Source organism: Rhizobium metallidurans, from assembly GCF_014196505.1.
In the GTDB taxonomy this organism is placed as follows: domain Bacteria; phylum Pseudomonadota; class Alphaproteobacteria; order Rhizobiales; family Rhizobiaceae; genus Rhizobium; species Rhizobium metallidurans.
Map to the genome: position 1 here is coordinate 482,460 of NZ_JACIDW010000001.1, position 10,848 is coordinate 493,307.

Sequence of the window (10,848 nt, forward strand, 5' to 3'; positions counted from 1 at the left end):
CACATCGGATTTAGGAGATAGCCGGCACTATTTCGCGAGTAGGCCTTCGCGATCGAGGATGGTATCGACTTCATCGCTGGCCTTCTTCAGGAAGGCATCGATTTTGGCGTCATCGGTCGCAAGCGAGGGATCCGCGAAAGCGACAGTAAGCTGGGCCGCGACACGTGTCAGGATCTCTTCGATCGGTGCGATCGACGGCAGCGTGAAGAATTTGTAGCCTTGCGGGTAGTCGACGAAAGCGGCAAAGGCTGGCTGTTTCGATGTCACCGACGAATAATCGACGCCGGCACGGTTTGGCAGCCAACCAACATTCTGCAGCAGCCAGACAAGGTTTTCCGGCGAGTTGGCAGCCTTTGCAAACTCCCAGCCGAGCTTGGCACCATCCCCTTCACCAACGACATAAAGGTTGGTCGGCAGTGCGATGGAGCCGGTTGGCAGCGGGGCAGTCGCATATTTCAGGTTCGGCGCTTTCTTGGCAATATCACCGATAACCCAGGATTCGCGGATAAACATGGCGGTCTGGCCGCGCTCGAAGGCATCGGCATCGGCAGGCATCTCCGGCGTTACCGTATTGTCCGTAAAGATAAGCTGCAAATATTGCTTCAAGGCGTTGCGGCCGGCCTCGTTGGCGAAATTCGTCTTCCATTTTCCGTCGCCGGCCGGAACGAGAATTGCGCCACCGAACTGATGCATATTGGTCCAGAACTTTTCCGCTATACCCTGCCCCCCGCCGGACAGGCGCAGGCTCCAGCCGGATACCGTCGGCTTGCCGGAGCTATCGCGCTGGGTCAACTTCTTGGCATATTCGTTGTATTCTTCCGTGGTCTTCGGCGGGGCCTTCAGGCCGGCGGCCTCGAACATGTCGGTGTTGTAGAAGAGCGAGCCTTGTCCGCGAAACAGTGGAACGCCGTAGATCTTGCCGTTGTAGCTGGCAATATCGGAGAAGAATGGATCGAAATTCTTCGCGTCCTTGACGAAGGCGGACATGTCCTCGGGCGCTTCGGGAAGCAGATCGTTTTCCAGGTAACGGGTTGCCGTCGACCCCGAAAGCTCGATGACGGTCGCGCCTTCCTGACCTCCGCCCGTGAGGCCGAGCGCCACGCGCTTTTCATGTTCGCGAAGCGCGATCGCCTCGACCTTTACATCGAGATCGGGATGGCTGGCTTTCATCCCATCCGCGACATGCTGATAGAATGGCGCCATTTCCGGATAGCCGCTCCAGATCGTCAGCGTATCGGCGGAAGCCATGGTCACGCTGGAGGCAAGCATAGCGGCGAAGGCAGCACCGCCAAGCAATGCCCTCGTTGAAATTCCAGTCTTCGCTGATGTGTTTTTCATATGCCTGTTCCCTTGTTGTTGTTCATAAAAAACTCTCATGCAACCGGTTGCGTGTCAAGCGTTGGATAGCGGCTGAGGCTGCGCGTTTGCATTGCGCGGTTCTCCTTCAGAGGGCGGTCAAAAGTCCGATAGCCGAGGAAGCGAGCGCTTCCGCTGCCCCAGGTGCGAACGACATTGGCAAGCCGTAATACCGATGCGCCTCATCCACCTCGTAACCACCAAACGGAAATTCGCTTGCGGGCGGGATGTAGCCAGGATTGTCGTCCGCGAAGCAGATGACGAAAGCAGGTTTGCCATCATCGACCGCGCTACGGATAGTCAGCGCCGTTTCGGCAAATATCTCTCCAGGGAGCGCGATGATCGGCACGCCACACCAATCGAGAACGGTTACCCGGGCCATCAGAGGTGTCGGCTGGGTGGGGGCGATATCTCTTGCCCATCTGGCCCAATAGCCGAGCAGGCTCTGACGTGCAGGATCGGCGGTGAGCGCTTCGCGGCGCCAACGGTCTTCGAGCGTGTCCGGGTGCTCGACTTCCCTGCGATGAAAGCCAAGCGCGACATCTGCGTTTCGGGCTCTCGCCTGGCCGCTGATGGCATGCTCGGCCGCGTCGAGAGTCGTCCTTGCCACATGTCGGCCGATGCGCTCGGCGGTCGCGAACGTACGCTCCGGGTTTGCCGAAAGCACCAGCGAAGCATAAGCGGAGTGGCCGGTATTGGCGTCCCCAGCACATCCTGTCATGAAAAGGGCGATGGCGCCGGGATACGCCGCTTCAAGTGCGTTGCGAAGATAGCAGGGATAGTCCGCCGTCCATAGGCGATTGTCGGCTGCCAGAACGACCGGATGGCAGGCATAGGCTGTCACGACCGCGATCATCTGGCCGTCCTCGTCGCGAATGCGCAGCACAGGCAAGGATGCGTCCACGGGTCCGCCGGGATGGCGCCTGTTTCGCGCGATCCCGGGGTCGTTTACCTGCCCCGCTGTCAGGTTTGCGGGCCGACGCAGGGCTGCGGCCTTGTCGATCGCGGCAACACAAGCGTCTTCCAGCCGCTCGAGATAGGCAGGGTCGGCGACCACGCCAAGGCGACCCGCCATGGAGACCGGGCCGCCATGCGTGTGAAGCGCCGCGACGATGACATTGTCGGCCGGAAGCACACAGCGCGAGCGGACGCGAGCGCTCATCGCAGCATCGATGCCGATGACATCCGCAACGACGATGGCGGTCTCTCCGACCACGACAGCACGCACGCTCAAGGCATCGTGCACGCCTTCGGCGGGGAGGTTCCGTGCGGCGAAACCGGACATTGCCAAACCAGGCGGCGGCGTGATGTCGACAATTGCGGCCCCCGCTTGGATCATCGCTGAAACCTCTTTTCGCCACGCACCCAGGTTTCGCGGATCTCCAGGGCGTGTGCACCTTCAGCCCAGTCAAAACGGATAAGATCGGCGCGCGCGCCTACTTCCAAGCGTCCGCGCCCGCCGAGCAGGCGACCCGGGCTTTCGGTGGCGAGCCGAAGGGCGACGGCGAGCGGTATTTCCGCCATGGCGGCCGCGATCGCAACATTGGCGCAAAGCGGCAGGCTCGCACCGGCAAGATAGGGCGTGCCGGCAATGCTGATGCGTCCTTCCGACGAGACCTCGACACTGCCTCCCACGGCCTGCTCGTAAAGCCCCGCTGGCATGCCGGCGAGCGCGACCATATCGGACACGAGAATGGTTCGCTCGATGCCCTTGGCGCGCAACATCGCCTTGAATGCATCGGCGGGAAGATGCCAACCATCGGCAATCAGCGTTGCGGTCAGGCGATCGTCGGCAAGCTGCGCCCAGATGAAATTGGGATGACGCGCCAGCATCGCGGAGGCCCCGTTGCCGAGATGCGTGGACACCGTCGCGCCGGCTTCAGCCGCGCTGTGAATTTCCGCCGGCGTTGCGGCGGTGTGGCCAAGCGCGACGACAACGCCATGCGCACTCAGGAAACGGATATAGTCAAGGGTGCCGTCATGTTCCGGCGCCAGGGTCACCATCTTGACGAGGCCGCCCGAGACCTTCTGCCAGCGTTCAAATTCGGCGATCGAAGGCGCTCGAACATGGGCCAGCGGGTGCGCGCCCCGCGGACCATCGTCACAGGAAATCGATGGTCCTTCGATATGCAGACCCGCCACCATTTCCTCGATCAGCCTATGGTCGCATCGACTGCTGGCGATCGTCTCCATTGCCGATAGAAGCGAGCTTTCGGAAGCGGTAATCAATGTCGGCAGCCAGCTGGTAACGCCAACGCTTAGCAACTCCTCGCAGAGCGACTTTAAGGTATTCGACGTTAGCTTGCCGGAATTGAGATCGAGGCCGCGAAAGCCGTTGACCTGCAGGTCGATCAGGCCCGCGGAGATATAGCTGGTGTTCTTGCCGTCGGCTGGCCGTATGGCGGCGATCACGCCGTCGGCGATCTCGATCGAGATGCCTTTGCCGGTTCCGGGATCGATGCCGTCGACGATCGTCATCAGAGTGCCTTCACCCGTCCGCGGAAGTTGGCGATAAACCGGCCGTTCGCCTCGTCGCCGCCCGGTGGATTGCCGCTGCGCCACACGGGTGGTTCAATCCCACGCTCGACAAGCTTGGCGACGGTGCGGACCACCAGGCAGTTCAGGCTGAAGGCATTGGCGAAGGTGGAGATCGCGGCGATATTTTCTCCCATGCCTTCTATCGAGACGACAGCGTCGCCAATTGGCACCTTGCAGTCTATCGCGATATCGACGATGTCGTGCAGGTTCTGTTTGGTGGGATGACGCGCCGGATGGCTGGGCGCGGTATGCTCGGCATGCTGGCGCGAGCTGACACCAATAAGGAAGACGCCGCGACGGCGCGCTTCTATCGCTGCATCAATGACGGCGGCGTTGATCCCGTAGGCGTTTACCAGGATCAGGATATCCGTTTCCTTCAAGCCCTGGTTCTCGATGACGATCCTCCCGTAGCCGGGCGTTCGCTCGATTGCCATGGAACGCAAGGCGCCGTTGGAAAGCAGTGTACCTTCGTCGAGAATGGCGCTGATATGCATGAGGCCGCCGGCGCGGAAAAAGACCTCCTGGGACGCCAGGTTCGAATGGCCGCCAGGACCATAGATATAGACCAGACGGTCGGCGGCAATCTGCCCTGCAAGTTTCTCCGCGGCACGTTCGAGCGGCACCGTTTCCTCATCGAGGATCCGGCGCATCAGTCCGTGCGTCGAGGCAAGATAGGCCTCGCAAAGTGCATTGGTATCGATTGGACCTTTCTCACGCATCGGGGTCGGAGTCTCCGTCGATATAGAGGGTGGCAGCCTCGTGATGGCGCAGGATGCTGGCCGGGCATTGGGTGCTGATCGGGCCATGAAGCGCCTTCGACACGGCATCGCGCTTGATCGCCCCCGGCACCACACAGAAAAGGCGTCCCGCGCGCATCAGACGAGGCACCGTGAGCGTAATCGCTTGAGTGGGAACCGATGCAAGATCGGGGAAGCAATCATCATCCACCTGCTGCTGGCGGCAGACATCATCGAGCTCGACGACCTTGACATCATGCGGATCGTTGAAATCGGCGACCGGCGGATCGTTGAAAGCGATATGGCCGTTCACCCCAATCCCAAGGCAGACAAGATCGATCGGCGCTTCGTTCATCAGTGCCGCATAGCGGACAGCTTCCGCCTCGGCGCTCGGCTCGGGTCTCATGTGATGTACGGCAGCAAAAGGGAGTCGCGTAAACATGTGAGCATCGAGCCAGTTGGCGAAACGGGCCGGCGATGCTGGATCAAGGCCGATGTATTCATCCATATGGAATGCCGTTACCCGGTGCCAGTCAAGCCCCGGCGTGGCCGCGAGTGCCGCGAGCATGTCGGCCTGGCTTGGCGCAGCCGCAAAGACCATCCGCACGCTGGATTGACTGGAGAGACAATCACCGAGTGCCGCCGCTATCTCGGCCGCGGCGGCAGTGCCCATGTCGGCGCGCGAACTGAAACTCTGGACCGCCAGCCGGTCGAAGGTTCGACGGATTTTGGGCAGTGGGTGCCGGGCAAGAGTGGCGGGCATCAATGGGTCTCCATATCTGGGCGCGGAGCGAATGTCGGCACGAAAGGCACTTTGCACTTTCGCGTCATGTCTCATTCCCTGTTCCGATCGTCAGAAGAGTTTCATGCAACCGGTTGCATGTCAAGCGCCCGTATGCCACTGTGATGCATCGATTGATAAGGCACCGGACTTGGTGGTAATCGAAGCCGGAGCACGAGGGTTTCTGCGCATCATGATAAAACGGGCCAAGGGCGTTACCATTAGCCAGGTTGCCGATGCAGCCGGCGTGGCGCGTTCGAGCGTATCGCGCGCTTTCACGAAGCCGGATATGCTTTTGCCGGAAACCGTCGATCGCATCATGAAGGCGGCCGAGGCTCTTGGTTACGTACCCAACCACACTGCCCGCGCCCTCAGCACCGGTCGCCACGGCAATGTAGGCCTGATCGTGCCAGACATCGCCAACCCGTTCTTCCCGCCATTGATCCAGGCGGCACAGATGGAGGCGGACCGATCGGACTTCTGTATCTTTCTCGGCAATACGGAAGAAAGCCCTAAACAGGAAGACAAGCTTGTCGGCCGTTTCGCCGGACAGGTCGAGGGATTGGTGCTTGCCTCCTCGCGGCTTTCCGACGAACGCATCCGGGCCCATGCAGCACAATTGCCGCTCGTGCTGATCAATCGCGACATCGATGGAATTCCGCGTGTTCTCATCGACAGCGGCTCCGGCGTGCGGGGCGCGGTCGAGCACCTGGCAAAGCTCGGCCATCGCAAGATCGTCTATGTCAGCGGCCCACAGACATCGTGGTCAAACAAGCAGCGGCGAAACGCGATACGCAGCGCGGCCGCTTCGGCAGGTGTCGCCGTGGAAATCGTGGCCGCGAGCTTGCCCAGCTACAATTCCGGTCGCAATGCGGTCGACGCGATCCTGTCCACGGGTGCGACAGCCGCGGTCGCCTTCGATGATGTGACAGCGCAAGGGGTTCTGGCCGGCCTCGCAGAGAGGCGTGTTTCCGTGCCGGGTGACTTCAGCCTCATCGGCTGCGACGACGTGTTGGGCGCGGTCACCTATCCCGCGTTGACCTCGGTCTCAAACCGTTCGCGGGAAGCGGGCCGAGTTGCGGTTTCGCTGCTCCTTGATCTTCTGCAATCAGGCGCGATCCGCGATGTGCGGTATGTGCTCGAGACCCATCTTGTGGTTCGCAGCACAACCGGAGCAATGCCATGATCTCCGCCGCCACGCCCGAAAAATTCGTTCATTGCCATGAAAGCCGCCCCTTAAAGGCGGCTTTTCTCACAGGACCTCGATCTTGCCGGAACTCCAGAATCGGCAAGGCCGCTAATCGGCAGCAGCGCCTCTGTTAATCGACCTAAAGCGTTGCAACGCCATCTTTTGCAATACGCGTGACCAGGATCGGCGTCCCATCGGGCACCCGATTGTACAGGTCGACCACGTCTTGATTGATCATCCGCACGCAACCGGAGGAAACCGATTTGCCAATGGTCCACCATTCCGGCGAGCCGTGTATCCTGTACAGCGTATCTTTGCCGTCCTGAAAGATATAGAGCGCACGGGCTCCAAGAGGATTATCCAGACCGGGCGGCATTCCGCCATTCGCGACGCTGTATGGTTGAAGCTCCGGTTGACGCGCGACCATTTCATCAGGCGGCGTCCATCTTGGCCATTGGCGCCTATACTGAATTCTGCCTCGGCCTTGCCATTCAAAGCCTTGGCGGCCGAGACCCACCCCATAGCGCAGAGCCATCCCATTTTCCTGAGTGAGGTACAGAAAGTAATTTTCGGTATCCACGATTATGATGCCGGGACGCTCGCTGGTGGGATTCGGAACGATCTGCCGGTGAAAACGCGAGGCGACCTTTTGGTACGGAATGGCCGGCAGCGGGAATTGCTCATCCGGCCTCGGACCATAGGTAATGTCCAGTGACGACGTCCTCACAGGCATGGCCGCCGGCTCCGGCTGCACATCGCCGGTCGCTGAACAGCCTCCAAGGACCGAGATACCAAACCCGATGCCTCCAAAGACCGCCATTCGTCTTGTCACAAGCTTACCGACCAAAACTCTTTCCCTTCTACTGAAATTTCTTCCCTTATAATGGCTTTAGCTGCTTAATCCTCAAGGCGGCTGACGGGCACAAAGACGATTCATCGATCACAAATGCGCCATCCATGTGGATATTTGCTTCGGCAATGATCTTCGCCGAGATGGCGCCAACGGCAAGGCCGGTCTCATTGGAGGCATTAAGCGCCGCCCATATGGACGAATTTGCCGTGGCAAACAGTGTTCTCGATCTCGAAGATCGCGTCATCGACCAGGCGCTTCAGCTTGAGAAAAAGATCGATACGGTTATATAAAATCATCATGATAACAACCGCACAGATCCGGGGCGCCCGCGCGATGCTCGGGCTCCAGCAAGCCGAACTGGCCGATGCCGCCGGTATCTCCGTGGCCGATCTCGACCGTATCGAGCATGGAGCCGAAGGCGCGGGCACGGCAATGGACGCTGTGAGACTGGCACTCGAAGCTTCGGGCATCATCTTTGAGGCCGACGGAGAGCTGATCGCGGGCGGGCCGGGCGTGCGGCTGACGCGGCCGACGACCAGGTCGTTCGACACGGTCGAGGCGGAAGTTGTTCAATATCCCGAATTCATGAAGAACGACGCACCTCCCGGTGCCGGTGGTTGAAGTTGAGGTTTGAGAGATGAGCTACGACTTTCATGTCGGCCAGAAGGTCGTGTGCATCGACGACAGGTTCAAGCATGTCAGTATCGATCAGGGTATTCGCAAGGGCGAGATCTACACGTTGCGCTGGGTCGGCGAATACACGCACTACATCGACGGCACCTTCTTCGGCGTGAAGCTGGAGGAGCTGCATCGCGGCAATGATGATGGTCCGGAGGGCTATGGAGCCGCCGACATGCCGTTTCGCGCCACGCGCTTCCGTCCGCTGGTCAAGGACAAGATCTCATCGCTGCGCAAGCTGCTTGCGCCCACGCCCGATGCGCCGGCGGAGCCGAAGGTGAAGGTCAAAAAGAAGGAAGAGGTCTGAGTTCGATACGCGCGACCGCCCGATATTGAGCCCACCTGCCAAATTGAGGACAATTCTTGAACAGCGTCTCCGATCTCGTCGCATCCGCAAAGACCGTTCATGCACGCTATCTGGCGGGCCGCATGGAGCGCGAAACGGTCAGGGAATGGGTCATCCGGCTCGGCGCCTATCCCAAGCCGCATGGCGACCGGGTGCGCGAGGCGGCCGAGTGGTTTCGTGCCGCCCAGACTGATCCGGTCCCGCTTGAAGTAAAGCTCGTCGATCTCGATCGGTTGTCCGCCATCGTTTCAGGCTGACCGAAATAGGTAGATCGCGCCCGAAACGACCCCATAAATGGCGCTTGAACTCCCCAGAAGTTGCGTTACACTCAACTTACATAATTCGTCTCTGACAGCTGACCACGGAGGTACTGGCAGTTGTTGTCGAGACGGGTCGAGGAAGGTCGGTGCGGTTTCGCCCCGGCCTTTTTCTTTGCCGGCGATATGCGGGCGAGGCCGCCGCCGTCATCGCAACACCTATCGCGCCGCCCTGCTGGTCCTTTGCGGGCTCCAGAGCACTGCCTGGTTGCGACCATCGCGCTTTGCCTGGTAGAGACCCTGATCGGCCTCGAGCACGAGTTCCGAGGCCCGCATCTGCTGCTTCCAGTTGGATTTGACCGCGATGCCGATGCTCGCCGTCACCACGCCATATTCGCTGCCGGAGTGGGCGATCGCCCGCGCAAGCAACGTTTGGCGGAATTGCTCCGCCAGCGCCAGCGCCTTGGTCTCATCGGTATCGGGCAGCAGAACCACGAACTCCTCGCCGCCAAACCGCGCCAGCACGTCCTGAGGGCGGTTCATCGTGCGGCGCAGGCAATCGGCGATCGCCTTCAGGCACTCGTCGCCTTCAGGGTGGCCATAGGTGTCGTTGTAGGCCTTGAAGCGATCGACGTCGATCATCAGCACCGCCATCGGCCGGCGCTCCAGGCGGCTTCGCTCGACGGCGACTGATATCGCGTGGTCGAAAGCCCGGCGGTTGAGCAGCCCCGTCAGGGCGTCGGTCTCGGCGAGGCTCTTCATCTGCTCGGCGACCGTTCTGAGCGCGAATTCGGCCTGTTTCATCGTCGTGATGTCCGACACCGCGACAAGCGCCATGCCGTTGTCGGCGACGCGCGTGCGAAGGCTGAGCCAATGCCCGTCATGGAGCTCGATGTGCTCGTCCTTGTCGAAAAACAACGCGGCGGATGCTTCCGACAGCCATTCATCGGTGACATCCTGGCGAAAATCCCGCCGCTCGTTCGATTCCACGACTTTCTTGAGGATGTCCCTGATATTCGTTCCCGGCACGCGGACCTCGCCCGACAGCGGAAAGAGCGAGGCATATTGCGTGTTGCTGAAGACCAGCGTGCCGGCACGGTCGAACATGGCGAAGCCATCCGACATCCCGGCCATGGCAAGTGAAAGCAGATCCTTGCTCTCGCGCAATTCCTGCTCGATCTTTCTTTCCTCGGTCACATCCCGCGTCGCGCCCGCAAGCCCGATGACAGTGCCCGTCCGGTCGCGAAGCGGCACCTTTGATGTCGAATAGCAACGCTCCTGGCCGTTTTCGGTCAGATATTCGATCTTGTCCAGCTGCGACCGCCCGCTCTCCATCAAGGCCTGCTCCTCGGCATGGAGCATCTCGGCGCGACGTTGCGTGGCGAGCTGGAAGTCGGAGGCGCCGACCATCGCGGCCGGCGAGGGGTAGTGATGGTGTTCGGCAACGTTCTTGTTGACGATCACGAACTTGCCTTCGCGGTTCTTCACGTAGTGAAAGTCAGGCGTCTGCGTCAGCGCCGCCGAAAGGATATCGCGGTCATGCGCCATTCTTTCGAACTGTATGAGAACGAAGGCGGCAATCACGATGCTGAGGAAGTTCAAGATGGTGATCGGGAACCCGACGAGCTCGACCGCCCGCGCATTGGCCTGCGACGTCAGCAAGGACATGACCACCAGCAGCGTGGCCGATACCGCGATCCCAAGCACGGCCGCGTCGGCCAGCCTGACCTTGCGCCTTCTCACGATCAGATAGCCGCAGAGCCCGACCATGCCGACGATGCATATGCTGGTCACGCCATCGATCGCACCCGATCCGCCCTCGGAAAGGCGAAACACGGATGCAATCACGATCGTCAAGAGCACGGAGAACGGGCCGCCAAACAAGGCCGAAACCGCCACCAGCGTATAGCGCAGATCGACGAAAACGCCTTGATCCAGCGGCACCGCCAGCATCATCGAACAGATTGCGCCGAGGCCCATGGCGATGCCGAACGCCTGGTTGCGTCGGCGCTCGGACAGGGCTCGCGTATGATAATAGGCGTGCGACCACAGCGATATTGCCAGCGCGGTGATGGCGAGGTTTCCGAGCAGTATCTGCCAAGTTGCGTTCATC

Annotated in this window: 12 protein-coding genes; 5 read left to right on the plus strand and 7 right to left on the minus strand. The window is 60.6% G+C overall.

Translation table 11 applies throughout. The annotated features are described in order from the left end of the window. Nucleotides 1-27 precede the first annotated feature (27 nt). The 5 genes from GGQ67_RS02175 to GGQ67_RS02195 all read right to left on the minus strand — a co-directional run bounded on the left by GGQ67_RS02175 (nt 28) and on the right by GGQ67_RS02195 (nt 5,394). Nucleotides 28-1,338: an ABC transporter substrate-binding protein gene (locus GGQ67_RS02175; protein ID WP_183898530.1), complete on the minus strand. Its 1,311-nt coding sequence runs from the start codon at nt 1,336-1,338 to the stop codon at nt 28-30. A 106-nt stretch (nt 1,339-1,444) separates the two neighbouring features. After that, nucleotides 1,445-2,641: a neutral/alkaline non-lysosomal ceramidase N-terminal domain-containing protein gene (locus GGQ67_RS02180; RefSeq protein WP_425503744.1), complete on the minus strand. Its 1,197-nt coding sequence runs from the start codon at nt 2,639-2,641 to the stop codon at nt 1,445-1,447. Nucleotides 2,642-2,691: 50 nt separating this feature from the next. Further along, nucleotides 2,692-3,834 carry an N-acetylglucosamine-6-phosphate deacetylase gene (locus GGQ67_RS02185; RefSeq protein ID WP_183898532.1) on the minus strand — a complete coding sequence of 381 codons (1,143 nt, stop codon included), beginning with the start codon at nt 3,832-3,834 and terminating at the stop codon, nt 2,692-2,694. After that, the gene (locus GGQ67_RS02190) at nt 3,834-4,613 is read right to left on the minus strand and encodes a sugar isomerase domain-containing protein (RefSeq protein WP_183898533.1); all 780 of its coding nucleotides are present in this window, start codon (nt 4,611-4,613) and stop codon (nt 3,834-3,836) included. Before GGQ67_RS02190 ends, GGQ67_RS02185 begins: the two co-directional genes overlap by 1 nt. Then, nucleotides 4,606-5,394, minus strand: a complete 789-nt coding sequence (locus GGQ67_RS02195; RefSeq protein WP_343056447.1) for a 6-phosphogluconolactonase — start codon at nt 5,392-5,394, stop codon at nt 4,606-4,608. The genes GGQ67_RS02190 and GGQ67_RS02195 overlap by 8 nt, the downstream gene beginning before the upstream one ends. A 211-nt stretch (nt 5,395-5,605) precedes the next feature. On the opposite strand from GGQ67_RS02195, the gene GGQ67_RS02200 reads away from it, so the two are divergent. Further along, a complete protein-coding gene (locus GGQ67_RS02200) occupies nt 5,606-6,598 on the plus strand; it encodes a LacI family DNA-binding transcriptional regulator (protein WP_183898866.1) in 993 nt (330 codons plus the stop codon). A 142-nt stretch (nt 6,599-6,740) separates the two neighbouring features. Here GGQ67_RS02200 and GGQ67_RS02205 read toward each other — a convergent pair whose 3' ends face one another. After that, nucleotides 6,741-7,421 carry a L,D-transpeptidase gene (locus GGQ67_RS02205; RefSeq protein WP_183898867.1) on the minus strand — a complete coding sequence of 227 codons (681 nt, stop codon included), beginning with the start codon at nt 7,419-7,421 and terminating at the stop codon, nt 6,741-6,743. 158 nt (nt 7,422-7,579) lie between these two features. Here GGQ67_RS02205 and GGQ67_RS02210 point away from each other — a divergent pair, with 158 nt between their 5' ends. From GGQ67_RS02210 to GGQ67_RS02225, 4 genes are read left to right on the plus strand one after another with little or no spacing between them, the layout of a single operon-like run. Then, nucleotides 7,580-7,744 carry a hypothetical protein gene (locus tag GGQ67_RS02210; protein WP_183898534.1) on the plus strand — a complete coding sequence of 55 codons (165 nt, stop codon included), beginning with the start codon at nt 7,580-7,582 and terminating at the stop codon, nt 7,742-7,744. A gap of 7 nt (nt 7,745-7,751) precedes the next feature. Further along, a complete protein-coding gene (locus GGQ67_RS02215; RefSeq protein WP_183898535.1) occupies nt 7,752-8,075 on the plus strand; it encodes a helix-turn-helix domain-containing protein in 324 nt (107 codons plus the stop codon). Nucleotides 8,076-8,091: 16 nt separating this feature from the next. Beyond that, nucleotides 8,092-8,439 carry a CAP-Gly domain-containing protein gene (locus GGQ67_RS02220; protein ID WP_112425150.1) on the plus strand — a complete coding sequence of 116 codons (348 nt, stop codon included), beginning with the start codon at nt 8,092-8,094 and terminating at the stop codon, nt 8,437-8,439. Nucleotides 8,440-8,495: 56 nt separating this feature from the next. Further along, nucleotides 8,496-8,735 carry a hypothetical protein gene (locus tag GGQ67_RS02225; RefSeq protein WP_183898536.1) on the plus strand — a complete coding sequence of 80 codons (240 nt, stop codon included), beginning with the start codon at nt 8,496-8,498 and terminating at the stop codon, nt 8,733-8,735. A gap of 219 nt (nt 8,736-8,954) precedes the next feature. On the opposite strand, the gene GGQ67_RS02230 is transcribed toward GGQ67_RS02225, so the two are convergent. Further along, nucleotides 8,955-10,847: a diguanylate cyclase gene (locus GGQ67_RS02230; RefSeq protein ID WP_183898537.1), complete on the minus strand. Its 1,893-nt coding sequence runs from the start codon at nt 10,845-10,847 to the stop codon at nt 8,955-8,957. Between the last annotated feature and the right edge of the window lies 1 nt (nt 10,848).

What these genes read in the sequence shown, in the direction of transcription:
- GGQ67_RS02175 (WP_183898530.1), bottom strand. Translation starts at nt 1,338, where the DNA reads ATGAAAAACACATCAGCGAAGACTGGAATTTCAACGAGGGCATTGCTT.
- GGQ67_RS02180 (WP_425503744.1), bottom strand. Translation starts at nt 2,641, where the DNA reads ATGTCCGGTTTCGCCGCACGGAACCTCCCCGCCGAAGGCGTGCACGAT.
- GGQ67_RS02185 (WP_183898532.1), bottom strand. Translation starts at nt 3,834, where the DNA reads ATGACGATCGTCGACGGCATCGATCCCGGAACCGGCAAAGGCATCTCG.
- GGQ67_RS02190 (WP_183898533.1), bottom strand. Translation starts at nt 4,613, where the DNA reads ATGCGTGAGAAAGGTCCAATCGATACCAATGCACTTTGCGAGGCCTAT.
- GGQ67_RS02195 (WP_343056447.1), bottom strand. Translation starts at nt 5,394, where the DNA reads ATGCCCGCCACTCTTGCCCGGCACCCACTGCCCAAAATCCGTCGAACC.
- GGQ67_RS02200 (WP_183898866.1), top strand. Translation starts at nt 5,606, where the DNA reads ATGATAAAACGGGCCAAGGGCGTTACCATTAGCCAGGTTGCCGATGCA.
- GGQ67_RS02205 (WP_183898867.1), bottom strand. Translation starts at nt 7,421, where the DNA reads ATGGCGGTCTTTGGAGGCATCGGGTTTGGTATCTCGGTCCTTGGAGGC.
- GGQ67_RS02210 (WP_183898534.1), top strand. Translation starts at nt 7,580, where the DNA reads ATGATCTTCGCCGAGATGGCGCCAACGGCAAGGCCGGTCTCATTGGAG.
- GGQ67_RS02215 (WP_183898535.1), top strand. Translation starts at nt 7,752, where the DNA reads ATGATAACAACCGCACAGATCCGGGGCGCCCGCGCGATGCTCGGGCTC.
- GGQ67_RS02220 (WP_112425150.1), top strand. Translation starts at nt 8,092, where the DNA reads ATGAGCTACGACTTTCATGTCGGCCAGAAGGTCGTGTGCATCGACGAC.
- GGQ67_RS02230 (WP_183898537.1), bottom strand. Translation starts at nt 10,847, where the DNA reads ATGAACGCAACTTGGCAGATACTGCTCGGAAACCTCGCCATCACCGCG.